Consider the following 25,033-nt stretch of genomic DNA (forward strand, 5'->3'; position numbering starts at 1 on the left):
CCTTATTGTTGTTTGTGGAGAGTGAAGAATCGCTGCTTGCATCGTTCTACACAAATTAACCCTATGATCATCATTAAACTGGCTATCCAACCTTGCCAAGAAAAATAGGCTGTTGCGACAACAGTATTTGCCATAGTACAGCCGCCCGCAAGGCTTGCTCCAATGCCCATACAGACACCACCAATTATTGCTTGTAAATAGCCTTGTGGAGAAGGGGCTCGCCAAAGACATTTCCCACTTAACCAAGCGGCGATTGCAGAGCCTATGATGATCCCTATAACCAGATAAGTTCCCCAGTTTAAATAGCGTTGTTGCCCTGTGGTGGCATATTGCAAGCTATTTGCTAAGGGAATACTAAAACTTAAGCCAAACTCTCGTCCTGTTTTTGCACTGAGATACCAAGCGAGGATACTTAATAATCCTAATAGGGTAGCGGTAAATAAGGGCGACCAAGTTTGCTGTAAGATTTGTTTGGGAAAGAATGGCTTTTTTTGTGTTTTTTGATAATGATAACAGGCGAAAAGGCTCAATAAGCACAGAGGAATAATAAAAAAGAGTGGAGAAAGAGCGAAACTTTGCGGTAAGGTAACTAATTGGCTATGTGGACTGATTAATAAAGTATTTATTGAAAATTTTAATGGTCCAGTTTGGCACATTGTGGTGGTTAAAGCAAAAATCGCTAAGACTAACCAGCTACTAATTAAACCTTCACCAGCACGATAGAGTTGCCCTGTAATACAACGATGAGCGATTGCCATACCTACACCAAATAAAAATGCGCCGAGTAATGTTGCCAGAATAGGCATAGGTGAACGAGGAAAGGTAATCAAATGAAAATGTTCTAATAGAAAAAAGCCTATGGATTGAATGGCAATGGCTAATAATAATGGTGTGAAAGAAACAAGGTTAGGTTGAAATGCGATATTACGCAGTTGAGCGGACAAACAAAATTGTCCACGTTGCAAAATAAAGCCTAATAATAGCCCAACAAATAAGCCTGAAATAAACATAGATTAAACCTTAATACTATGAAAAGAGCAGTTATTGTATAAAAAAGTTTGGGAGGAGGCAATGTGGTTATTGTTATAGTTGTTTTAATCAAAAGTAATATATTAGGTATTCTTTGTACTGTTTTCAGCGTATAGCCTTGTTTTAAATGGCAAAAACTATAAAAATTTTGCAAAAATCAACCGCACTTTAACATACTATGCCCCACAAATTTTTCAGCGAGATCTTCCAGTTTTTTTCCATTAGGCAAGATTAAATCAGGGGCAATTTCAATAAGAGGAATAATCACGAACTCACGATTTTGCATATCGTAATGGGGAATAGTAAGGCGTTCTGTTTGTAGCACTAAATCGCCATATAACAAAATATCCAAATCCAACGTGCGTTCGCCCCAACGGCGTAAGCGTACTCGTCCTTGTTGTTGCTCAATTTGTTGCAAGTGATCGAGCAATGCCAATGGGGTTAAAGTGGTGGTAATACAAGTCACTGCATTTACATAATCAGGTTGATCCTGTGGGCCAAGCGGTTTGCTTTGATAAAAGCTACTGACGGCCTCTAAGCGAGTATCAGGTAAGTGAGCAATGGCTTGTAAAGCGGTATTTAATTGTTGAATAGGTTGTGCCAAGTTACTGCCTAATGCGATATAAGCTGAATTTTTCATATTTTCTTTGTGTTATTTTTATTTGATTTTCGGCGATAGTATTTTTTCCGTTTTGGTGCTGGCGACAGCTTTTGTTGTTGCTTAACCAAATTATCTCGTTGCTGTGGATTACTTAATTGATATTCATGCCACCAAGTAACCAGCTCAATACTTTCTCCGCCCTCAATATTGGCTCGCATCGCCAACAAATCAAAAGCAGCACGAAATTTTGGGTGTGCCATAGTGCGTTCAGGATTTTTTCCTGTACGTTTTATTAATTGTAGCTGTAACGTCCAAATATCCCGAATCACTGTGGTATGACGGCGAGGGGCAGCCAACGAGGCGCAGAGTAAATCCAAGATTTCATTCGTGGCTAATCCATAGGCATCGTGATTATTTAATCCCCCTTCATTTTTCAGCACGTCCACTTTTTCCCGTAAAGGATACCAAAAGAAAGCGGCAAATAGGAAAGCTGGGTTAATTGGTAAATTATCAGCGACACGCTCGTCTGTTGATGTTAATGCTGTAATGATCATGCGTTCAGCAAAGCTGTCTTGTCGCTCAGTAAAATAAGGCATTAAAGCAGGAAAGAGCTGCTCAAATAAACCAAATTGACGTAATAAATGATAGGTTTTTAAACCATAACCTGCTTGCAATAATTTTAACGATTCATCAAACAAACGTGCTGGCGGAATGTTTTTTAGCAAAGGGGCTAAGGTTTTAACGGGCTTTTGGCTATCTTGATCTAAAAACATATCTAGTTTTGCCATAAAACGAATAGAACGCAACATTCGCACAGGATCTTCCTGATAACGGGTAACAGGATCGCCAATAAGACGCAATTTACCTGCTTTTAAATCCTCAAGACCTTGATAGTAATCGTATAATTGGTTACGTTGCGGATCATAATAAAAGGCATTAACGGTAAAATCTCGGCGTGCCGCATCTTGTTCAAGCGTACCATACACATTATCCCGCAATAGCATACCTTCAGCACTTTGCCGAGCTTGGTTTTTATTTTGCTGATTTTCATGATTAGCCCGAAAAGTTGCCACCTCAATAATATCTCGCCCAAACATAATATGGGCTAAACGAAAACGGCGTCCCACTAAACGGCATTGACGTAAAAAGATTTTTTGAATTTGTTCTGGGCGGGCGTTGGTGGCAATATCAAAGTCTTTCGGTTTTTTACCCAACAAAATATCACGCAAACAACCACCAACCACATAAGCCTCAAAGCCATGACGTTGAAGTTTTTCCACCACTGTCAGGGCATTTTTGCTAATAAGACGAGGGGTAATACCTTGTGAACTCGCTTTGATAACATTTTTATTGGTTATTATCGGCTCAGGTTTTTGTTTATTTTGGCGAGATGCTGAGGCTTGTATCGCTATGCTGTGATTTTCTGAAACAACCTGCTTTTTATTGCCAAATAATTTTTTAATATAAGTTAAAATAATCTACTCCAATTTATACGAGTTAAATATCCATAAAACTGACGAATTTTAGTCGGATTTTGGGTTAGGGTCAAATATTCAGCGATGATTTTATCGTCTTATCTTAATTTCAAATAAAAATAACTATAAAACAGACCGCACTTAATCTTTACCACTTAATTTTATTTCGGATTAAGGTAGAATAATCAATCTGTTTCATAATAATGAAGTACGATAAGTATGCAAAAACTGGATATAGATTATTTAACTAAAGCTTTAACGCCTGCTCAGGTCATCCTGCACGAAAATATAGATTCTACCAATCAATATATTCTTAACAATCTTACATTATTATCCAAAGGTACAATTTGTTTAGCGGAGCAACAAACCGCAGGGCGTGGGCGGCGTGGGCGGCAATGGCAATCGCCATTTGGTCGCCAGATTATTATGAGTTTGTATTGGACATTACCGATTAATCGTAATATTGAAGGGGTAAGTTCTGTTATTGGGTTGGCGATTGCGGACTGTTTGCAGCAGCAAGGGGCGGATATTCAATTAAAATGGCCGAATGATTTGTTGTATCAACAGCGTAAATTAGGTGGGATTTTGATTGAGCTTGCCAAATCAAGTGATAATTTATGGCATCTTGTTATTGGGATTGGGATTAATGTATGTTTGCCATTGCAACAACAGATCGATCAGCCTTGGGCAAATTTGAATGAAGCGTTACCACAGCTTGAGCGTAATTCGTTGATTGTTGCATTGGTGAAGCATATTGAGCGATATTTACATTATTTTGAGCATTATGGCATAACCCCTTATTTACAACAGCAGTGGTGTTCTTTTGATGCGTATTTTGTACAAGAAGTGAGAGTAATTACGGAGCAAAAGGAGATTATTGGTATTGCTGAAGGCATTGATTTGCAGGGGCGTTTACAGCTAATAACAAAGGAGCAACAACGTCTTTTGTTTAATGGGGGGGAAGTGTCTTTGCGAAAAAAATAAGCCAGCAACGCTGGCTTAACTGGATTAAGAATTTTGATATTCTTTTAGGGCTTTTTTGGCATCTTTTTTGTCAAAATCTACGCTATCGTCATTCACTAATTCTTCTGCTACTTCTTGATGGACTTGTTCAGCGAGTTCATCGTTGTCTAAATTAGAATTGTTGACACGAAAATCTAATTCTGCAGCATCTTTTTTGGTAAATTCTTCTTCTGGGTGTAACTTTAAGTTTACTAATTCACGAATACGGTTACGACGCCAAATTTCTTTTTTGATGACCGCACGATCTTTAAACCAAGCCACCACTAAACAGATAATGAGAAATGCACCAGCATAACCAAGAATTGGATAAACATAAGCGACCAAGGAGCGGAAACCAAGGAAACTAAAGGCAAATCCAGCTAAACAAGTGAGGATAAAATAGGGATAAAAACGCTGTGGTTTATTTGCACTAAGGCGTTTACCCAAGGCATAGAATAGTCCAATTGCGGTGTTAAAAATCATACCATAGATAATAAGTGCCATAATGATACCTAAAATTGGATTGACATTATTGATCAAGGTAAGCATTGGCATATCCGAATCTTTGATGTTTTCCACTTCAAAAAATAGGGCTAATGTGGAGGTTACTAATAGGAAGCCAAATAAACAGCCACCCGCTAATCCACCTATACCTGCGGTGCGTGGATCAAGTTGATTACCACCAATGACGATCATCATAGAAACAGCCAAGACTAAGGCAAGCCCTACATAATTAATAACGGTTATCCAAGTGTTGGGTAAGGCAGGTCTAACGGTTTGGGCAATTTGATCGTAGTAACTAAAAGGTTGCTCAATTTGCATAAAAGACACAATAGCGGAAAATACCACAGCAATAATCACAAAAGGCGTAATAGCACCTATGACACGAGAAACCTTATCCACGTCTAGTAAGCCACAAACTAACACTAGGGCGAGCATAATAGTCGATCCAACCCAAGTAGGTAAATCCCATTGTTGGTTGAGATTTGCCCCCGCTCCTGCAAACATTACAAAGCCGATACAAAATAAAGCGAAAACCACAATAAAATCAAAAATCTTAGAAATAATTGGGTGGGCGACACTATCAAAGACGGCGGTATGTTCATCTGCACCAAAATAGCTACCTAATTGCACAATGGCAAAAATAGCAACGCTCATAATGATAGCGGTAATTAATGCAGCCCAAATACCCGCTGAACCAAAGGCAATAAAATATTGTAATACTTCCTGTCCAGAGGCAAAGCCTGCTCCAACGATTAAACCAACAATTGCTAGTGCAATGCTGATAGATTGTTTAAACATAATCAAAAAATCTCCGTTCCAAAATAAATAAGCTAAATCATCATTATTTTTAGCATAAAATATCAAACTTACCCATAAAGAGTAGTGGAATATACTAGATTAATTTTGACTGTATTGCAAGTTATTGATAAATTTAATGAATTTTTCCTTTTATTTTTCTTTATGTAACGCCGTAATTTGGCTGAAAAAATAGCCGTCAGCAAGTTGGGTCTTAACTTGTTGATTTTGCGAAAGTTGTTCAATGCTTGTCAGAGGAATATTGTTCATATTTTGGGTAACGGAATAGCCACGGTTTAATACTTTTAATGGACTAAGATGATCAAGTTGCCCTGTTAACTTAGTAAAATGATATTGTTGCTGTTGACAATATTTTTTTATGGCAAATTGTAAGCGTATATGCAGTTGATTGAGGGTTTGTTGCTGGCGTTTTAGTTGGTAAGGCAACGGATTTTGTTGCAAACGAGTATAAAGTGCGGTCAGTTTTTGCGATTTTTTTTCATATTGCTGTTGCAAGGCAAATTGAAGACGATGTTGTAATTGTTGGATTTGTTTATGTTGTTGATGTAATTGGGTTAAAGGGTGTTGAGCTTGTAAGCGTAATAATGCTTGTTTAAGTTGTTGATTTTTATATTGAAAAAGGCGATCTATTGCCATTTCTAAGCGTTGTTGTTTATAGAGGAGTTGTTGTTGTAATTCTTTTTGATCACGACTCACTAATTCTGCCGCCGCAGAGGGGGTGGCAGCTCGTACGTCGGCAACAAAATCAGCGATAGTAATATCTGTTTCGTGTCCTACGGCACTGATAATGGGAATAACGGAGCGAAAAATAGCACGAGCAACATTTTCTTGGTTAAAGCAGTTCAAATCTTCCAACGAACCGCCACCTCGTCCGACAATTAACACGTCCACTTCTTGACGTTGGTTGGCTAATTCGATCATTTGGACTATTTCTGCACTGGCTTCATCGCCCTGCACTGCGGTGGGGTAAATGACAACCGCGAGCGTGGGATCTCGGCGTGCAAGAATATGTAAAATATCTTGTAAAGCCGCCCCTGTAAGCGAGGTAATAATCCCTACTTTACGGCTAAAGTGCGGTAAGTTTTTCTTGAGATTTTGGGCAAACAATCCTTCGCTAGCTAATTTCATTTTAAGGGCATCAAATTGCTGTTGTAATAGCCCATCGCCTGCGGGTTGCATACTCTCAATAATCAGTTGGTAATCGCCACGAGGTTCGTATAAACTGACATTTGCTCGTACTAAAACCTGCATACCATTTTGGGGGCGAAAGCTCACTCTGGCGTTTTTCATTCTAAACATAGCGCATCTTACCTGTGCATTTTCATCTTTTAGGGTTAAATACCAATGTCCAGAAACAGGTTGACTAAAGTTTGAAATTTCCCCTGTCAACCAAATGAAGCCTAGTTGTTCAAGTAATAAACGTGCCGCTTGGTTAAGCTGACTAACCGAATAGATGCTATTATTCATTTAATAATACCCAACCATCATCTAACCAATTACAAATGCTATCCAATAATAATGCCAAGGCATTTTCTTTTTCATTTACCTGCGATAATAAATCCTGAATATCCTGCCAATAAATAAGCTCGCCATCGGCTAATCGTTGTAATAGTTGACTTTCTAAAGGATTAAGCTCATCAATCCATTCGCCATTGGCATAAATTCTTAGCGGTTGCTGAGTATAAATTAATTTGCAATTGTTATCTTGACTAAGCCAACCTTGTTGTTGCAAGACGTCCATAATCTCTTCTGGCATACTCACTTCCTCACTCACTAACAGTTCATAACGGCGTGAAGAAACGGTGGTGGCTAAAGCGTGCTGAAAAAGTTGATCAAATTGTGGCGAGTTGCTGAGGGTAGCCAATAATAATTGTTTAATTTGTTGTATATCCTGTGGGGCTAATTCGCCAGTGGTTTGAGGTTGTGGGCTTAGACGTACAGGCAAATGAAAATCCGTTAAGTTAAACTCAGAGTTAGCTTGACAAAGATATTGGCTAATATTTTCCATTAAATCAGCCATATTAGGATAACGCAAGCCAAAGGAAAAGGTTAAACAATCATCTTGAGCCACGCCATAATGTGCCATACGCGAAGGCACATAAAGCACATCACCGGGAGCCATCACTTCATCAAGCACTAATTCGCCCATATCATCAAAAATACGAATAGGTTGATTTGGCTTAAATTCAGTACTGGGATCACACCATTTACCTAATTGCCAACGGCGATGACCGTAGCCTTGTACCAAAAAAACGTCATATTCATCATAATGTTTTCCCACTGAACCGCCTTTCGGCGCATAGGACACCATAATATCATCACGTTGCCATTGTGGAATAAAGCTGAATTTTTGCCATAAATCGCCTAATTCCGTTGACCATTGCTCCATATTTTGTACTAACACTGACCATTTTTCTGCCAGTTGACTAAAATCTTGAGCGGTAAGTGGGCTGGCTTTAAAACTCCAATGATCCCCTTGATGCAGTTGTAATAAACGAGCCGTTACTTCTTGTTGTTGAGCTAATTCAATAATATCCTGAGGCTCAAATAAGCCCACAATTTCAGGTAAACCTTGGCGAATAATTAACGGTTTTTTTTGCCAATATTCAGATAAGAAGCGTTCTGCGGTGATTTCTTTGGGTAAACAATGTTGCATAGTTTGTTCCTTATTTTTGCTTAATGGGCTGGCGACTGATTTTTCTGTGCTTTTTCGTTTTGGCGTTTTAATTTCTCGGCTTCTTTTTGCTGTTCCGCCCGTTTACGCCGAATTTCTTTAGGATCAGCTAATAAAGGGCGATAGATCTCAATACGATCCCCCGGATTGACCACATCGGTTAATTTAGCAGGACGACTGAAAATACCGATTTTATTTTGGCGTAAATCAATTTCCGTATATTGTTGTAAAATCCCTGATTGTAAAATAGCACTTTGAATTGTGCTACCCCTATCCACTTGCAAGGTTTTTAAATAATAATGATCAGGTAAAGCATAAGCCAATTCAATCTGAATTTTAGACATCATAAACCTCTTTGGCACGTTGTTTAAAGGCATTCACCATACGTTGCGTAAGTTCGGTAAAAATTTTGCCAAAAGCAAAGGAAATCAGCGGATTAGCAAATTCAAAATTGAGATTTAAGCGAATTTGACAACTTTGCTCATCAATTTCATCAAAACACCATTCGCCCTGCAAATGTTTAAAAGGGCCTTCAACCAGTTGCATTTGAATTGTACGATAAGGCGTTAAAAGGTTACGCGTGGAAAAGCTGTGTTGTATGCCCGCTTTGCTAATGGTTAATTCGCCGATAAGTTCATTTTCTTGTTGTAAAATAGAACGAGTGGCAATACAGCCCGGCACAAATTCGGGATAGCGAGCATAATCATTAACCAGTTGATACATTTGCTGACAGCTATAAGGTACTAAGGCAGAAGTGGTAATTTGTGGCATTTTCTCGTTATCTAATTTCATGTTTTCGGTTATTATATGCAAAACTTAACCAGAAATTAAGGAAAAATATGTTTCAATCAGTAAGTTGGTTATGGTTTGCCTTAGGTTCAGCATTTTTTGCCGGTTTAACGGCTATTTTGGGTAAACTTGGGGTAGAGGGGTTAAATAGCAATTTAGCCACATTTATTCGCACTATTGTGGTGTTGCTTGTCGCAGGGTTAATTATCACATTACGCAATGAATGGCGATTACCTCAGCATATTGTGGCTAAACCCTTGACCTTTTTGATTTTATCAGGTGTTGCCACAGGGTTATCTTGGCTATTATATTATCGTGCGTTACAACTCGCCCCCGCCTCTTGGGTTGCCCCCATTGATAAATTAAGTGTGGTAATTGCCATTATTCTCGGCATTGTGATTTTAGGTGAACCTCTTAGCTGGCAATTAATCATTGGGGCAAGTTTGATTGTGGCAGGCGTTTTAGTGTTAGCTTGGTAATGATTGAGCCATTTCCCCTTTTCCGCTACAATAGCCGTTTATTTTTACGGTAACTGCTAACAAGATAAAATATGGCTGATATTAAATTAATTGTGGGATTGGGAAATCCCGGCGAAAAATATGCCGAAACAAGACATAATGCGGGTGAGTGGCTAATTGAACAGTTAGCCGAGCATTTTGCTTTTCAATTAAAAATGGAGGCAAAATTTTTTGGCAAAACTGCCCGCACTTTATTAAATGGCGAAGAGGTTCGCTTTTTAATTCCCACCACCTTTATGAATTTAAGTGGCAAAGCCGTTGCTGCTCTGGCGAATTTCTATCGTATTCAGCCTGAGCAAATTTTAATTGCTCATGATGAATTAGATTTACCGGCAGGCGTGGCAAAAATAAAACAAGGTGGGGGACATGGTGGACATAATGGCTTGCGTGATAGCATTGCACAATTAGCCAATAATAAAAATTTTTACCGTTTGCGTATTGGGATTGGACACCCGGGCAGCAAGGAATTGGTTGCGCCTTATGTGCTAAGTAAGCCCTCGCCAAATGATCGAGCTTTAATTGAGCAAGCCTTACAGCAAGCAGTTAAGTCTATTGATTTATTGTTTAAGCAAGGCATTGTAAAAGCCACTAATCAATTAAATGCGTTTAAAGCAAATTTATAGTCATTCCACTTAAAATAATACAGTGTTGGCACGCCGTCTTGTCTTATTTTAAATTGAAACGATTATAATTAAATCAGCCCTAGGCTGAACGAGTTTATTAACGAAAGGAAACATTATGGGATTTAAATGTGGTATTGTTGGGTTACCCAATGTTGGGAAATCCACACTTTTTAATGCGTTAACCAAAGCTGGCATTGAGGCGGCAAATTATCCGTTTTGTACGATTGAGCCAAATACTGGGGTCGTACCGATGCCTGATCCTCGCTTACAAGCCTTAGCAGATATTGTAAAGCCTGAGCGGGTATTACCTACTACCATGGAGTTTGTGGACATTGCTGGATTAGTGGCTGGAGCAAGTAAAGGCGAAGGGCTTGGTAATAAATTTCTTGCGAATATTCGTGAAACAGATGCCATTGGACATGTGGTTCGTTGTTTTGAAAATGACGATATTGTTCATGTGGCAGGGAAAATTGATCCCGCTGAAGATATTGACACCATTAACACCGAATTGGCTTTAGCGGATTTAGATAGCTGTGAAAAAGCCATTCAACGTTTAACCAAACGAGCGAAAGGTGGTGATAAAGAGGCAAAATTTGAATTAGCAGTAATGGAAAAAATCTTGCCTGTGTTGGAAAATGCTGGAATGATCCGTGCTATTGGTTTAGATAAAGAGGAATTACAGGCGATCAAAGGCTACAATTTCTTGACGTTAAAGCCAACCATGTATATTGCTAATGTGAATGAAGATGGTTTTGAAAATAATCCTTATCTTGATCGTGTGCGAGAAATTGCTGAAAAAGAGGGAGCGGTTGTTGTGCCTGTATGTGCGGCGATTGAGGCAGAAATTGCTGAATTAGAAGAGGAAGAAAAAACCGATTTTTTACAAGAATTAGGTTTAGATGAACCCGGTTTAAATCGTGTTATCCGAGCGGGTTATAAATTATTGAATTTACAAACTTATTTTACTGCTGGCGTTAAAGAAGTGCGAGCTTGGACAGTCTCTATTGGGGCAACAGCTCCAAAAGCTGCCTCGGTTATCCATACCGACTTTGAAAAAGGTTTTATTCGTGCCGAAGTAATTGCCTATCAAGATTTTATCCAATATCAAGGCGAAAATGGGGCGAAAGAAGCAGGAAAATGGCGTTTAGAAGGAAAAGATTACATTGTACAAGATGGTGATGTAATGCATTTCCGTTTTAATGTGTAGAATAAAGTATTAACTTAACTTCTAAAAATTAGCCAATTTTTTGAATTGGCTAATTTCTCTTTAAAGTGCGGTTGTTTCTAGCAAAATTTTTAGGTTATATCGTTTTAATTTGATATAAACAAGAAATAGTACAACAAAGAGTGTTATGCTGTACTATTTTAAAGTGGGACGAATTTTAACGTTTTACCCAATAAGCCTTAACCTTGCTATTCTCGGCATGAAGTTGTCGTGTTTCTCGCAAATATTTACGTAGTGCTTTGGCGGTTTTTTGTTCCGTTGCTCCCCAAACTTTGTCAATACGAGGCTGCTGTTGCAGAATATCAATTAATTTTTCTGTTAAATTCTGTTGATCAAGATAATAGACTTGGCTATTTGTTGGGAGATAATCCTTTAAATACGCTTGTTCTGAATTTTGGTGAGCGATACTAATAACAATAGGTGCAAGGGGATTTTTCCAATCTTCCAATAATTTGGCTAATGTTGGGAAAGCGGTTTCATCGCCGAATAATACGGCTTGCCCAGTGTTCAAATGGGCTGTTTTTTCATAATGTAGAGAACTGGCGTGTAAAATATCGCCAACTTGTAAGGATTTAGCCCAGTTTGAACCAAGGCTATCATTATGTAGGTAAATATCCACCACCGCTAATTCAAGGGTTTGATGATCAATGTACTGCTTTTCATATTTGCGTAAGCTGTAATAACGTTTGGCTTGCCCTGCTAATTGTTGTTCGCTAGGACGTTGAGGAAAGCGCGCTAGGGTAAAGACCCAAGCTAAGCCAGCTTCTGCTTGCACTAATGGTTGCAAGGGGATAAGCCAAAGGCGTAAAAAGTTAGCACTGATTGCTTGGCTTTGTTGTACTTGGAAATAATAATGGGAGTTTGTAATAGGCTTTTCACATTGTTGTATCGCTGTTATGGCGAGCTGTCTAACGTTGAATTCTATTTCTCCCTCCGTTAAAAAGGGAACAAAATGGCTTTGCTTTTGCCCCTCGAGAGTAATCTCTAATTGCATACCTTGTTCAAAGAGATCGGCAAAATGGGCGTGTTCAACCTTAGGATCAATAAATACCTGAGCAATAGCAAGCAATTCTTGATGATGATCATCATTCACATGCTCAATAATATCTAATTTACGATTTATATCGTTAATGGCAGTTTTTTCTGTCATTGGTTATCCTTAACATTGATTATATAGTTGTTCTATTTATGGGAGCTATGTTAAAGGTTAATGTTTAGAAAGTAAATGATAATTATTTGTATAGTTATTTCATACTATGTTGGCAGGTTTTGTCTTTAAAATAACGATATAATGTTAAGCGGAAAATTTTGCAAAAAATAACCGCACTTTTGGGGTGCGGTTAAGGGGGTAAGTTATTTCTGTGGTGCTTGCATAAAGCGGAAGAAATCACTATCAGGTTTTAAAATCATGATATTGTTATCATTGTCTTTAAAACTTTTCTCATAGGCTTGTAAACTACGCACAAAGCTATAAAATTCGGGTTCTTGGCTAAAGGCATCGGCATAGATTTTCGCCGCAGTAGCATCACCCGTGCCGCGTAATTCTTGGGCGGTTCTATTGGCATTAGCCAAAATTAAGGTAACTTTACGATCTACATCCGCTTGGATAAAGGCTGCTTTTTCCTTACCCTGTGAACGATGCTCTCTTGCTACTGCATCACGCTCGGCACGCATACGTTGATAAATAGAAGAAGAAACTTCGTCAGGTAAGTTAATTTGTTTTACCCTTACATCAATTACTTCAATACCCAATTCGGAAGTGCTATCTGCCCCTGTATTTAAAGCACGTCTTGCACCAGCCATTAATTCGCCACGCGTACCAGAAACAATGTCTTTAATGGTTCTTGAACCGATTTCTGAACGTAAACGGTCGTTGACTTTACGGCGTAATAAGTTAGCGGCTTGGGTATAATCGCCACCGCCAGTAGTGGTATAGAAACGTCCAAAATCACTAATTTTCCATTTCACATAAGAATCCACCCAAAGATCCTTTTTCTCTACGGTAACAAAGCGATCAGGTTGTCCGTCCAAGGTTTGAATACGGGCATCAAGAATTTTAATGCTATCAATAAATGGGGTTTTAAAATGTAAACCGGGTTCATAAACCACCACTTTATTGTCTGCATCACGATGCACCTTACCAAAACGTAACATAATGCCTCGTGATCCCTCTTGGACAATCACAATACTGGAATATAAAAGGGCAAGAATAATTAAAATAACTGGAGTTAAAAACTTACGCATTAGTTAAATCTCCCTTGGCGTGTAGTGTTACGTTGTTCAATACTTGATGACGATGAGGTTTGTTTGGCATCAGATTGACTTGATGAGCCTTTTAGCTGAGGTGGATTGCTTGCTTGACTGCTATTTTCTCTGCTGGAAAGTTCATCGTTTTTTAATGCTTTACCTTGTAAAATTTGTTCCAATGGTAATACAGTGAGATTATTGCCATTGTGGCTATCCAACATTACTTTTGGTGTATTCGCCATAACTTTTTCTAAGGTTTGAATATATAAACGTTCACGCATCACTTCAGGGGCAACACGAAATTCTGGTAATAAGCGAGTGAAACGTTCCACTTCCCCTTGTGCATCTAACACCACTTGATCTTTATATGCCGTAGCTTGCTCGATCATACGTTGTGCTTCACCTCGCGCGATAGGTTCACGCTCTCTTGCATAAGCCTCTGCCTCACGAATATAACGTTGTTCATCTTCTTGAGCTTTAATGGCATCATCAAATGCCGCTTTTACTTCTTCAGGCGGACGTGCGGATTGGAAGTTTACATCAATAATATTTAGCCCCATATCATAAGGCTGAATAATTTCTTCAAGGGAACGCCAAGTATTTTCTCTTACCACAGAACGTCCAGTGGTTAAAATATCGTCCATTGGCATATGACCAATAACATAACGTAAGGCACTGTCGGTGGCTTGATTTAAGCTGTCATCAGGATTGGTAACGCTAAACAGATATTTGGCTGGATCTTGCACCCGATATTGCACCGTCATTTCCACTTTAACCATATTTTCATCTTGGGTTAGCATTGCCCCTTGGGTTCTTAGCTCTTTAACTTGTTCCACGTTCACTGGGATAACACGATCAATAAAGGTTGGTTTCCAATTTAAACCCGGTTGGACGATAGAATGCAGTTCTCCAAACCGCATCACAACGCCACGTTCAGCCTCTTTAATGGTATAAAGCCCGCTTAATCCCCAGATCGCAACACCAATTACCGCAGCAATTGGCAATAATTTACCGAATTTAATATTGCCACCGTTGCCGTTGTGATTTGCGTTACCGTTTTTGTTACCACCGAGTTTTTTCAGTAAATTACTAAATATTTGCTCTAAATCTGGTGGACTTTGTTCATTACGAGAACGATCTTGATTTTGCCAACCATTCCCGCCATTATTATTTTGTCCGGGCTGTTGCCCGCCTTGTTGTCCCGGCTTTCCCCAAGGATCTTGATCTGACATAGCATTCTCCATTTTTTGCAGATAACTGACATTTGGCTACAAAGTTTAAACAAAATATGGGATTAAGTCTAATAAAAAGAATGGCTTGAATAAAAATTATCATTGTTGCTGGTTATTATAAGAAAATGATATATAAAATAAGGTATTCTTCTTGTCATACCTTGATATTCTCTTTTATAATCCCGCCACGCCGAAATTATTTTTGTTATAAAGGAAATCAAAATGAAATTATTTGCGAAAACTTTATTTGCTAGCCTTGCCCTTGTTTTAGGGATACAAACAGCTAATGCCTCTGAATTAGCAACACAGCTTGAAAAAACGAAAACCATTCGTGTGGGAACAGAAGGCACTTATGCCCCTTTTACTTTTCATAAAGATGGGCAATTAACAGGTTATGATATTGACGTGATGAACGAAGTAGCGAAACGTTTAGGCTTAACCGTTGAATATAAAGAAACCCAGTGGGACGGTATGTTTGCGGGCTTAAATGCTAAACGTTTTGATGTGATTGCTAATCAGGTAAGCCCAAACCCAGAGCGAGCGAAAAAATATGTATTCTCTGCGCCCTATAATGTTTCTCGTGCTGTAATTGTTACACGCGCTGACAATGACAAAATTCAGTCCTTTGCCGATTTAAAAGGGGTAAAATCCGCACAGTCTGCCACCAGTAACTATACTGAATTAGCGAAAAAATACGGGGCGAATTTAGTAACGGTTGATAGCTTGGCACAAAATTTAGAATTGGTAAAACAAGGGCGTGTTGATGCCACAGTGAATGAACAAATTGCGGTACTAGATTATTTCAGCAAACACCCAAATGCGGGTTTAAAAATTGCAGTGAAAAATGATGAAACCATTGGTTCTGCCTTTACATTCTTAAAAGGCAATGAAGATGTGGCTGAACAATTTAGCCAAGTGCTTGCTCAAATGCGTGCTGACGGCACATTAAAAGCCCTATCAATCAAGTGGTTTGGCGATGACATTACTGAATAATTTACTTGCCCAATTACCTTTTATGAATGCAGAACGAGCTGATTTAGCGATCAGCTCGTTTTTGCCAATGTTACAGGCGACGATCATCAATACCATTCCCCTTGCGATACTTTCTTTTGTGGGCGGTTTGATGATTGCAACAATTATTGCGTTAATTCGTACAACGCCAGCTAAATCAAAAATACATAAAATTTTGACCGCACTTTGTCGCTGTTATATTTCCATTATTCGTGGCACACCCTTATTGGTACAGATTTTTATTATTTTTTATGGGTTGCCAAGTTTAAATATTGTGCTTGATCCCTTTCCTACTGCGGTTATTGCCTTTTCATTAAATATTGGTGCCTATGCCGCAGAGATTGTGCGCGCCTCAATTTTGGCGATACCCAAAGGACAATGGGAAGCCTCTTATGCCATAGGTATGAATTATCGCCAAGCCTTTGTGCGTACCATTATGCCGCAGGCAATGCGAATTTCCGTACCGCCCCTATCCAATACCTTTATTAGCACTGTCAAAGATACCTCTCTTGCCTCGTTAGTATTGGTAACTGAGCTGTTTCGTGTGGCACAAAATATTACCGCCAGCAGTTATGAATTTATTTTAATTTATAGCGAGGCGGCGTTAATTTATTGGCTGGTTTGTTTTGTTCTTTCCATTTTACAAGAACGGCTAGAAATCCGACTTTCTCGTCATTTGTAATTGAGTAGCTATGTTAGAAATTAAAAATATTCACAAACAATTTAATGGCAATGCCATTTTAAAAGGCATTGATTTGACCATTAATAAAGGCGAAGTGGTGGCAATTCTTGGTCCCTCAGGTTCAGGTAAAACCACCTTTTTACGTTGTTTAAATTATTTGGAACAACCTGATCAAGGCGAAATTGTATTTACCGACGGTTCGCTATCATTAAACTTTGCAGAAAAAATAAGCAAAAGTAAAATTTTGCAATTACGCCGCCGCTCTTCAATGGTCTTTCAACAATATAACCTTTTTCCTCATCGTACCGCTGTAGAAAATGTGATGGAGGGAATGGTTGTTGTGCAAAAGAAAGCTAAAGAACAAGCAATACAACAAGCTTTAGCCCTGTTAGCCAAAGTAGGCTTACAAGATAAGGCGGACTTGTATCCTAGCCAGTTATCAGGCGGACAGCAACAACGTGTCGGTATTGCTCGAGCATTAGCGGTACAACCTGATTTAATTTTATTAGATGAACCCACCTCCGCCCTTGACCCTGAATGGGTAGGCGAAGTATTGCAAGTATTGAAAATGCTTGTCGCAGAGGGCTGGACGATGATTATCGTTACGCACGAAATGAAATTTGCCAAAGAAGTTGCCGATAAAATTCTGTTTATGGACGGTGGTGTGGTAGTAGAAAGTAATAATGCTAAAGACTTCTTTAGCAATCCTCAACAAGAACGTACTAAACAGTTTTTAATGCAAACAAGCAGTGCGGAATTTGAGGATTATTGTATCTAACTAGTTTATATGAAGGAAGAAAGTGCGGTAAAAATTATTGTATAGTCGTTCCACTTTAAAATGATACAGTGTTGGTACGCCTCGCCGTACTACTTGTACTGTCTTCGGCGTTCCGCCTTGTCTCATTTTAAATTGAAACGACTATAATTTATACCGCACTTTTATTTTATTCTGTTTTATTTTTCTGTTGTATCAATGCTATTCCCCAACCTAACGCTAGCCCAAGGATACCAAATAATAGCCATTCCATTGAGTAGGATTTTAGCGGTAAATGGTGGAATAGCGGAATATCCATAATGGATAAGATTGCTATGATACACACAAATCCAATAGCCGTTCGTTGAGCAAGCATAGGAACGGGGATAAATAAATTAAGTAATAAGATAAAAATAATGCTCATGGCGATAGGGTAAAGGATAGATAATACAGGGACTGATTTGCTAATCACAAAATTAAGTCCTTGATTGGCAATCATAAAACTGATTAAGGTAAAAATTGTGGCGTAAGTTTTATAGGATATTTTTCGGTAAATACTATTAAAATATTCACTGACGGAAACAATTAGCCCTATGGCAGTAGTAAGACAGGCAAGAGAAACGATAATACCGAGCATAATACGTCCAAAATCGCCAAAGGCACGATTGGTTACGCTATTGAGAATGTAAGTACCGATGTCTTGATTTTTTTCTTTTAATAGTTGTAGTTCGGTGGGATCGATGTAAATTTTATTGCCAATCCAAGCTAATGATAGATAAATTAGGGCAAGGGCTAAACCTGCAATTAAAGCGGAAATAATGGTTTGTTTTGTTAGTGCTTGTTTTGTTACCCCTTTTGCTTGAATAGCCAAAATCACTATCATGGAATAGGCGATTGAGGCGAGGGCGTCCATGGTAAGGTAGCCTTCAACAAAGCCTTTGAAAAATGCGGTTTGTGTGGTGCTTTGGATTGGTGTTATTTCACTACTTGGTTGAAATAATGCACTCACGACCAATATAAAAATGGCGAGAAGTAATAGGGGCGTGAGTACTGCACCAATTCGTTCCACCATTTTTGACGGATTTAGGGCAAGCCAAAGGGAAACTAAAAAGTATAATAAGCTGAAAAATAATTGTATCCAAATGGAATATTGGCTGAAAAAAGGTTGTACAGCCAGTTCGTAAGCGGTTGCACCTGTACGAGGAATGGCAAAAAAAGGTCCTACGCTGAGATAAATGGCGGAAAGGAAAATGATTGAGAAATAAGGATTAATTTTATCAAGGGCTTTTTGATAGCCACCTTGATAAAATGATCCCACAATAATGCCTAATAAAGGTAATCCTACGCCAGTGGCAATAAAGCCAAGAATGGTGGGTAAATAATATTGTTGGCTTTCTAACCCAAGGCGTGGTGGAAAAATAAGATTACCTGCACCGAAAAACATAGCAAATAGCATAAAGCCAACAATAAGGGTATTTTTATTCATAATTATAGTAATAGCCTGTAAGATTTATTCATTATTTTATTATAGATAAAGCAGAGAAGTGAGTGGTGGGCGATACCGGTCTCGAACCAGTGACCCCCTCCTTGTAAGGGAGGTGCTCTCCCAACTGAGCTAATCGCCCTTAGAATTTAGTACAACCATTGACTAAATTTTAAGATTATCTATTAAGATAATGGGAATATTTTAAACTAAAGTGGTGGGCGATACCGGTCTCGAACCAGTGACCCCCTCCTTGTAAGGGAGGTGCTCTCCCAACTGAGCTAATCGCCCACGTTAGTTTAACATTATCAACAAGAACACTTTAAAAAAAGTGGTGGGCGATACCGGTCTCGAACCAGTGACCCCCTCCTTGTAAGGGAGGTGCTCTCCCAACTGAGCTAATCGCCCCCGTTGATGTGGACGCATTATAAAGACAATAGAATTTCAGTCAATCAAATTTTTATAATTTTTGTTTGATTGCATTAAAAATAAACATTGTCTATTAATTTGGCGTGGCTTTTAACCAAAGTCATAGTAGAATGTACGCACTTTTTTATTTTTATCATAAGGTTAATGAAATGAATATTGAACCCTTATTTAAGTTAGATCCTAATGTTAACGTGCGTACCCGTTTTGCACCTAGTCCAACGGGGTATTTGCATGTAGGCGGTGCAAGAACTGCACTTTATTCTTGGTTATATGCTAAGCATCATCAAGGTGAATTTGTTTTGCGTATTGAAGATACGGATTTAGAACGCTCAACCCCAGAAGCAACGCAAGCTATTTTAGAGGCAATGGAATGGCTGGAATTAGGTTGGGAACATGGCCCTTATTATCAAACCAAGCGTTTTGATCGTTATAATCAAGTTATTGATCAAATGCTGGAACAAGGTTTAGCTTATCGTTGTTATTGTAGTAAAGAACGATTAGAACAATTACGTCATCAACAAGAACAAAACAAACAAAAACCACGTTATGACCGCCATTGTTTGCACGATCATCAACATTCTCCTGATGAACCTCACGTGGTGCGTTTTAAAAATCCTACTGAAGGCTCGGTAGTTTTTGATGATGCGGTACGTGGACGCATTGAAATCAGCAATCAAGAACTTGATGATTTAATTATTCGCCGTACCGATGGCTCGCCAACCTATAATTTTTGTGTTGTAGTTGATGACTGGGATATGGGGATTACTCATGTTGTGCGTGGCGAAGATCATATTAATAATACCCCACGTCAAATTAATATTCTAAAAGCATTAAATGCCCCTATTCCTGTTTATGCTCACGTTTCAATGATCAATGGCGATGATGGACAAAAATTATCCAAACGTCATGGCGCAGTGAGCGTAATGCAGTATCGTGATGAAGGATATTTACCTGAGGCACTCGTGAATTATTTAGTGCGTTTAGGTTGGGGACATGGTGATCAAGAAATTTTTTCTCGGCAAGAAATGATCGAATTATTTGATTTACATTCCGTCAGCAAATCCGCCAGTGCATTTAATACCGATAAATTATTGTGGCTAAATCAACATTATATCCGGAGTTTGCCTGCGGAATATGTGGCACAACATTTAGCGTGGCATTATCAGCAATTAGGCATTGATACTCGCAATGGACCAGCATTAACAGAAATTGTGACTATGCTGGGTGAACGTTGTAAAACCCTTAGAGAAATGGCATTAACTAGCCGTTATTTCTTTGAAGAATTTGAGGGCTTTGAGGAAAAAGCCGCACAAAAACATCTCAAAGCCGCTGCACTTGAACCATTACAAAAAATTTTGCAAAAACTGACCGCACTTGAGCAATGGGATCTTACCACCACACATCAAGCCATTGAACAAACCGCCGAACAATTAGGTGTGGGTATGGGAAAAGTAGGTATGCCTTTGCGAGTGGCAGTAACGGGGACAGGACAATCGCCGTCTATGGACGTTACATTAGTGGCGATTGGCAAACAGCGTGTATTAGCTCGTATTGAAAAGGCTATTGAATTTATCAAAAAACAAGCATAATGGGTTAATTTTAAGCAATCAAATAAAATTAACAATCTTGTATATTGACAGATGAAGTGGCGAACATTATCATTGTCGCCACTTACCAAACATCAAATCTCTTGGGGATATAGCTCAGTTGGGAGAGCGCTTGAATGGCATTCAAGAGGTCGTCGGTTCGATCCCGATTATCTCCACCAAATTTATTAAATATATCAATAGCTTACAAACTTATTTAAGCCAACTACTATTTAGATATTTAGTGTTGTCAAGCAAGTTTTTGGATAAATCTAGGGGGCTAGATAATTAGAACAAATACTCTTTAACGAGTTGTTTTAAAATGAAAATTTGAGACTTTATGTTACTGTGATTAAAACGCCATTCACACTCTTTTAAATACAGCTCAAAATGGGCTTTAGGAATGTCATTAAACTGACGTAAATAGCGTTTTGCTTGACTCCAAAAATTCTCAATGCCATTAATATGATTATGATTTTCAGCAAAATGTGTGCTGTGATTGATGTGAAAATGACTCAATTCACTCACATCAAGTACATCATCACTGCGATAAGTATCGGTGTAAACAATACTATCAGGTTTTACTTTTTCTCGAATAATAGGCAGTAATGTCGCTGATTTTGTATTAGGAACAGCAACGGTATAAACTTTACCATTACGCTTCAAAAGCCCGAATACAGCGACTTTACCTGCTGCACCACGTCCTCGTTTGCCTTTACGAGCGCCGCCAAAATCACTTTCATCGGCTTCAATTTCTCCCTCAAACATTTCTAAATGAGGATTATTTTGATAAATGAGTAAGCGTAAACGATGAAAATAAAAGGTTGCTGTATTTTTATTGACATTCACGAGTTCAGCGGCTGTTCGTGCCGTAATGCCTGTAAGGAAAAGTTCAATAAGTTTGTGTTGTTTATACTGACTTGGACGACTTTTTCTCATTGGACTATTGTGCCCTAAATGGAAAATTTGTCAGTTATCTAGTACAGTTCCATAAATAAAGTCATTTAAATACTCATAAACAATATAAGGATCATTTCTATATTTTTTTCTAAAAAGACCATTTTTAGGATACTCTCTATATTTTATTCTTAATATTTTTTTCATTTTAAGTCCATATAAATATCTATAATGCACAGAGTAATCATCTTGTAAATATACATCCTATAACTTTATTTATAAATTATTCTTTCTAAAAATTCTAAATCTAAAAAGAAATAACGTTCTCCTACACTATCGATTAAACTATTTACTTCTCCAAAAAATATATTTTCTAATATGTTTTTTATAATTATTAAATCTTCCTTTGGCATCATTAACATTACTATTTTTATAGTGTTATTTAAAGTAATATTACATATAAATTCCTCTATCATTATAGGAAAATAATCAACACTATTTTGAATAACTATCAATATACGAGGTAATAAATATCTTATCCCTTCAATAGAAAAACAATCCCATGATAATAAATACTTATTATTGAAATTTATATTATCAATATAAGTTTTTTCAAAATAATTAATTTCATCATAATTTTCATAAATAAAGTAAGAATAATTTATATATTCTTTTTTAAAAATACCATCTAAAGGATAACTTCTTATAGTTAGCGTTAGTAAATTATCTATCATTTAACATTTACTCCTAAACACTTATAATGTTTTTTCCAATCTATCGCTATTTACTCTTGATATGTTTCATTATCACTCTCCCAATATTTTTCTCCTCTAATAGAAAGAGCCAGAGCTAAATCTGCCATTCTTTCCTAATATCTCTATCTAATCAACTAGTCTTGGTGTTTAATGACGGATAAACACCCACATAATAAAGATCCTGAATGAATTGTTGATTAAAAAATAATAATAAGATTTGCAAGTGGTTACTTTTTTTCATAGTCAGTAAATTCTATTCATTATTACTATATAAACGCACTGTACTACCAAAGGACAATAAATCCTTAATCATAGAATAAATTTCTAAAAGCTCATTTTATCTTAAATATATTTATTAAATTATTTTAACGATAAAAAGTAAATATCACATAAAAATAGTTGCTATTATTGCAAGTAACAAATCTAACCTACGAATATAATTTATAAATTTAAACCAAAATAGCGTGAGTTTTCTTTTATTTGCATAGATAAAAAAGAACTAGAAACATCCTCAAAACTGATAATAGAAACTATAGGTAAAATGCTTAATAAAATAAAAACAGAATTAACTTTTATTATTACTTAACTTAAGTAATAATAAATTAGCAAGAATACTTATTATTTCTAATAATTATAATAAAATTGCTTTATACCATATTTAAAATGGTTTTAAACAAATACCATTATGCTTTTCATGAAATATAACATTTCCTTTATTATCTATAAATAAAACTATTTTACAAAAATTAATATCTTCTTTATTAAACAACTCACTATTTCCTTTGTAAAAGAAGGCTACATTCCCCGAATACCAATAAATTGGGAATTTATATTTAACCATACCATTAGATGAATATAAATGTTTAATGTTCCAATCAAGTTCGCTAACCTTTATAATAAAATCACTTCCATCTATACTCTTAAAAATTATTTCTGATCTAATGTTATTAAAAATTACAAGAGCAACTAGAATAAAAATAAATAACTTTTTCATAATAGAATATTATTAATAAAAAATGAAAATTTAGCTATTTGTAAATTTCTCCTCGAATAAAATACATATAAAAACCAAACATTATCATAAAATAGATTACAACAAAGTAAGCATATTTAACAAAATTATAAAATCGATATTTTCCAAAAATAATTTTTATTGATGTTGGTAAAAAAGTCATAAAAAAAGTATGACCAAAAACTAATGAAACAAAGGTAATAATTTCACGTAAAGTAATAACACTTACATATGTATTAAGAAATTCTCTATTTTTATCAAGTAAATGTATAAGACACCATAATAAAATAAACAAAATAATAAGAAACCGTCTTTTTTTATAAATGGAGGATAAATAAAGGCATAATAAACCACCTATTATGAAAAATACCATTAAACACCTATTTAAACTATCTTAGATTAATTTCCCAATATGTACTGTCTGTTATTTCTATTTTATATAAAACATTATTATTTTTACTTTTAATATCATCATATGATATTTTTCCAACATTGGCTGTAATTAAACAATCATTTATATCCAATAAGTTATTTGCTAACTCATTTAAATCCGCCCAAGATAATTGATATCCATATTGAGAGTTAATAATAATATCTTCAAAATCAGGCATTGATAAACCTTGTGGAGCAATACCAATTGCATCAAGCTCATAGATATACCAAATAAAATGATTATCAGGTATATATTTTAGTAAATCCTTTAGTGTTAATTTACTTTTATTTCTCCACATAGAATCTTTTAAAGACTTCATTTTATTCTATATTAGCTCATATATAATTAGAAACCAGATCTTTTTATTTTCTTATAAAAATTATATTCGTCAATATCACAAGGATACCTATAATTATAATCTCCACACACAAATAATAACTCTATAAGATCACTTCTATCTTTTACCTCTTGTGCAATACAACTAATATAATCTATATCTCTTTCTCGCCCATCCTCATCTAAAATATTATTACAAGACTTAAACTTTACTCTATCCCAATACTTTTGCCTATTAATAATATAATCTTTGATATTATTATTCTTTTGCTTAATTGCAATTTCAAAATTTTCATTTAAGTCCTCTATACTATTAAGATAATATTTTGTAACACAGATTAACAAATCATCCTGTAACTCACTTCCTGAAAAGCAAGGACTATTAATAGGATCATAAATAGCAATCATATCATCCACTATATTAGCTTTTCCTTCTATTATTAAAGTAGATAAAATAAATACAAAGAGAAATTTATTTATTTTCATAACACTATAGTTTTTAAATAATTATCAATATATTTTTAAGCAAAAATCATTCTATTATATTTGTACCTAAATATTGTCAGAATAAAAGCATTATGAATATCACTTTCTTCTTTTATAAACTTTATTGCTAATCTATTATTATCTCTAATAGAGCTTTTGGTAGAATTAGAAGATAATGAACTTCCCCAAATACAATCTATCCTAGCTTGAAATAATTTATTTCTCCAAATCCCTCCTTCAATATAACCAACAATCAGGTTATTTTCTGTACAAAAATAACATAATTCAATGGCTGCAGAAGGCGTAAGTTTTATTATTGCATTTCCATTTAAGTGAAAAAAATCTAAATAATTATTATATACTCTTGAGTGATCTAGCATAATAACTTATCTAACCTTATCATAAAATCCAATTCTATTAGAGTATTAACAATA

General features: G+C 36.5%; 26 protein-coding genes and 4 tRNA genes. 9 read left to right on the top strand and 21 right to left on the bottom strand.

Features of this window, described 5'->3' with window-relative positions; all coding sequences use genetic code 11:
• Positions 1–2 precede the first annotated feature (2 nt).
• From A6A20_RS11280 to pcnB, 3 genes are all read right to left on the bottom strand, one after another.
• Complete coding sequence (locus A6A20_RS11280; RefSeq protein WP_279573517.1) at positions 3–1,010, bottom strand: YeeE/YedE family protein; 1,008 nt, start codon at positions 1,008–1,010, stop codon at positions 3–5.
• A 176-nt stretch (positions 1,011–1,186) separates the two neighbouring features.
• Complete coding sequence (gene folK / locus A6A20_RS11285; protein WP_279573518.1) at positions 1,187–1,669, bottom strand: 2-amino-4-hydroxy-6-hydroxymethyldihydropteridine diphosphokinase; 483 nt, start codon at positions 1,667–1,669, stop codon at positions 1,187–1,189.
• The gene (gene pcnB / locus A6A20_RS11290) at positions 1,666–3,036 is read right to left on the bottom strand and encodes a polynucleotide adenylyltransferase PcnB (protein WP_279573798.1); all 1,371 of its coding nucleotides are present in this window, start codon (positions 3,034–3,036) and stop codon (positions 1,666–1,668) included. The genes folK and pcnB overlap by 4 nt, the downstream gene beginning before the upstream one ends.
• 288 nt (positions 3,037–3,324) lie before the next feature.
• Between pcnB and birA the strand changes: the two genes are divergently transcribed.
• Entirely contained in the window at positions 3,325–4,089 is a 765-nt protein-coding gene (gene birA, locus A6A20_RS11295) for a bifunctional biotin--[acetyl-CoA-carboxylase] ligase/biotin operon repressor BirA (RefSeq protein WP_279573519.1), read from the top strand.
• Between the two features lie 24 nt (positions 4,090–4,113).
• Here the strand turns inward: birA and A6A20_RS11300 are convergent, their stop codons facing one another.
• The 5 genes from A6A20_RS11300 to A6A20_RS11320 form a co-directional block, all read right to left on the bottom strand.
• Positions 4,114–5,409: a YkvI family membrane protein gene (locus tag A6A20_RS11300; protein WP_279573520.1), complete on the bottom strand. Its 1,296-nt coding sequence runs from the start codon at positions 5,407–5,409 to the stop codon at positions 4,114–4,116.
• A 150-nt stretch (positions 5,410–5,559) separates the two neighbouring features.
• A complete protein-coding gene (gene xseA / locus A6A20_RS11305) occupies positions 5,560–6,894 on the bottom strand; it encodes an exodeoxyribonuclease VII large subunit (protein ID WP_279573521.1) in 1,335 nt (444 codons plus the stop codon).
• Positions 6,887–8,083, bottom strand: coding sequence for a ribosomal protein uL16 3-hydroxylase (locus A6A20_RS11310; protein WP_279573522.1), 1,197 nt, complete (start codon positions 8,081–8,083; stop codon positions 6,887–6,889). The genes xseA and A6A20_RS11310 overlap by 8 nt, the downstream gene beginning before the upstream one ends.
• 20 nt (positions 8,084–8,103) lie before the next feature.
• Complete coding sequence (locus A6A20_RS11315; protein ID WP_424585431.1) at positions 8,104–8,448, bottom strand: RnfH family protein; 345 nt, start codon at positions 8,446–8,448, stop codon at positions 8,104–8,106.
• Entirely contained in the window at positions 8,438–8,872 is a 435-nt protein-coding gene (locus A6A20_RS11320) for a type II toxin-antitoxin system RatA family toxin (RefSeq protein ID WP_279573799.1), read from the bottom strand. The genes A6A20_RS11315 and A6A20_RS11320 overlap by 11 nt, the downstream gene beginning before the upstream one ends.
• A 68-nt stretch (positions 8,873–8,940) precedes the next feature.
• Here A6A20_RS11320 and A6A20_RS11325 point away from each other — a divergent pair, with 68 nt between their 5' ends.
• From A6A20_RS11325 to ychF, 3 genes are all read left to right on the top strand, one after another.
• On the top strand, positions 8,941–9,369 hold the full coding sequence (locus A6A20_RS11325; RefSeq protein WP_279573524.1) for an EamA family transporter: 429 nt from the start codon (positions 8,941–8,943) through the stop codon (positions 9,367–9,369).
• Between the two features lie 71 nt (positions 9,370–9,440).
• Positions 9,441–10,031 (top strand): aminoacyl-tRNA hydrolase, encoded by a 591-nt coding sequence (gene pth, locus A6A20_RS11330; RefSeq protein ID WP_279573525.1) that lies wholly within the window; start codon positions 9,441–9,443, stop codon positions 10,029–10,031.
• Between the two features lie 115 nt (positions 10,032–10,146).
• Positions 10,147–11,238 carry a redox-regulated ATPase YchF gene (gene ychF, locus A6A20_RS11335; RefSeq protein ID WP_279573526.1) on the top strand — a complete coding sequence of 364 codons (1,092 nt, stop codon included), beginning with the start codon at positions 10,147–10,149 and terminating at the stop codon, positions 11,236–11,238.
• Positions 11,239–11,413: 175 nt separating this feature from the next.
• Here ychF and A6A20_RS11340 read toward each other — a convergent pair whose 3' ends face one another.
• From A6A20_RS11340 to hflK, 3 genes are all read right to left on the bottom strand, one after another.
• Positions 11,414–12,406, bottom strand: a complete 993-nt coding sequence (locus tag A6A20_RS11340) for a siderophore-interacting protein (protein WP_279573527.1) — start codon at positions 12,404–12,406, stop codon at positions 11,414–11,416.
• Positions 12,407–12,609: 203 nt separating this feature from the next.
• Entirely contained in the window at positions 12,610–13,500 is an 891-nt protein-coding gene (hflC, locus tag A6A20_RS11345) for a protease modulator HflC (RefSeq protein WP_279573528.1), read from the bottom strand.
• Positions 13,500–14,747 (bottom strand): FtsH protease activity modulator HflK, encoded by a 1,248-nt coding sequence (hflK, locus tag A6A20_RS11350; protein ID WP_279573529.1) that lies wholly within the window; start codon positions 14,745–14,747, stop codon positions 13,500–13,502. The genes hflC and hflK overlap by 1 nt, the downstream gene beginning before the upstream one ends.
• Before the next feature lie 210 nt (positions 14,748–14,957).
• On the opposite strand from hflK, the gene A6A20_RS11355 reads away from it, so the two are divergent.
• The 3 genes from A6A20_RS11355 to A6A20_RS11365 are packed head-to-tail and all read left to right on the top strand — an operon-like array spanning position 14,958 to position 17,206.
• Positions 14,958–15,728, top strand: a complete 771-nt coding sequence (locus A6A20_RS11355; RefSeq protein ID WP_279573530.1) for an amino acid ABC transporter substrate-binding protein — start codon at positions 14,958–14,960, stop codon at positions 15,726–15,728.
• A complete protein-coding gene (locus A6A20_RS11360) occupies positions 15,712–16,428 on the top strand; it encodes an amino acid ABC transporter permease (protein WP_279573531.1) in 717 nt (238 codons plus the stop codon). The genes A6A20_RS11355 and A6A20_RS11360 overlap by 17 nt, the downstream gene beginning before the upstream one ends.
• 10 nt (positions 16,429–16,438) lie before the next feature.
• A complete protein-coding gene (locus tag A6A20_RS11365; protein WP_279573532.1) occupies positions 16,439–17,206 on the top strand; it encodes an amino acid ABC transporter ATP-binding protein in 768 nt (255 codons plus the stop codon).
• 166 nt (positions 17,207–17,372) lie between these two features.
• Here the strand turns inward: A6A20_RS11365 and brnQ are convergent, their stop codons facing one another.
• From brnQ to A6A20_RS11385, 4 genes are all read right to left on the bottom strand, one after another.
• The gene (gene brnQ, locus A6A20_RS11370) at positions 17,373–18,668 is read right to left on the bottom strand and encodes a branched-chain amino acid transport system II carrier protein (RefSeq protein ID WP_279573533.1); all 1,296 of its coding nucleotides are present in this window, start codon (positions 18,666–18,668) and stop codon (positions 17,373–17,375) included.
• A 63-nt stretch (positions 18,669–18,731) separates the two neighbouring features.
• Positions 18,732–18,807: transfer RNA gene (locus A6A20_RS11375), tRNA-Val, on the bottom strand.
• 73 nt (positions 18,808–18,880) lie between these two features.
• Positions 18,881–18,956 (bottom strand) — tRNA-Val (locus A6A20_RS11380).
• 41 nt (positions 18,957–18,997) lie between these two features.
• Positions 18,998–19,073 (bottom strand) — tRNA-Val (locus A6A20_RS11385).
• A 170-nt stretch (positions 19,074–19,243) separates the two neighbouring features.
• Here A6A20_RS11385 and gltX point away from each other — a divergent pair.
• On the top strand, positions 19,244–20,683 hold the full coding sequence (gene gltX / locus A6A20_RS11390; protein WP_279573534.1) for a glutamate--tRNA ligase: 1,440 nt from the start codon (positions 19,244–19,246) through the stop codon (positions 20,681–20,683).
• Positions 20,684–20,786: 103 nt separating this feature from the next.
• Positions 20,787–20,862: transfer RNA gene (locus A6A20_RS11395), tRNA-Ala, on the top strand.
• Positions 20,863–20,968: 106 nt separating this feature from the next.
• Here A6A20_RS11395 and A6A20_RS11400 read toward each other — a convergent pair.
• From A6A20_RS11400 to A6A20_RS11425, 6 genes are all read right to left on the bottom strand, one after another.
• Entirely contained in the window at positions 20,969–21,619 is a 651-nt protein-coding gene (locus A6A20_RS11400; RefSeq protein WP_279573535.1) for an IS1595 family transposase, read from the bottom strand.
• 230 nt (positions 21,620–21,849) lie between these two features.
• Positions 21,850–22,311, bottom strand: a complete 462-nt coding sequence (locus tag A6A20_RS11405; RefSeq protein ID WP_279573536.1) for a hypothetical protein — start codon at positions 22,309–22,311, stop codon at positions 21,850–21,852.
• A gap of 679 nt (positions 22,312–22,990) precedes the next feature.
• Positions 22,991–23,326, bottom strand: coding sequence for a hypothetical protein (locus tag A6A20_RS11410; protein ID WP_279573537.1), 336 nt, complete (start codon positions 23,324–23,326; stop codon positions 22,991–22,993).
• A 407-nt stretch (positions 23,327–23,733) separates the two neighbouring features.
• Positions 23,734–24,096, bottom strand: coding sequence for a hypothetical protein (locus A6A20_RS11415; RefSeq protein WP_279573538.1), 363 nt, complete (start codon positions 24,094–24,096; stop codon positions 23,734–23,736).
• Between the two features lie 26 nt (positions 24,097–24,122).
• Complete coding sequence (locus tag A6A20_RS11420; protein ID WP_279573539.1) at positions 24,123–24,599, bottom strand: hypothetical protein; 477 nt, start codon at positions 24,597–24,599, stop codon at positions 24,123–24,125.
• A gap of 35 nt (positions 24,600–24,634) precedes the next feature.
• Entirely contained in the window at positions 24,635–24,979 is a 345-nt protein-coding gene (locus tag A6A20_RS11425; protein ID WP_279573540.1) for a hypothetical protein, read from the bottom strand.
• Between the last annotated feature and the right edge of the window lie 54 nt (positions 24,980–25,033).

This window comes from Volucribacter amazonae (assembly GCF_029783845.1).
GTDB lineage: Bacteria > Pseudomonadota > Gammaproteobacteria > Enterobacterales > Pasteurellaceae > Volucribacter > Volucribacter amazonae.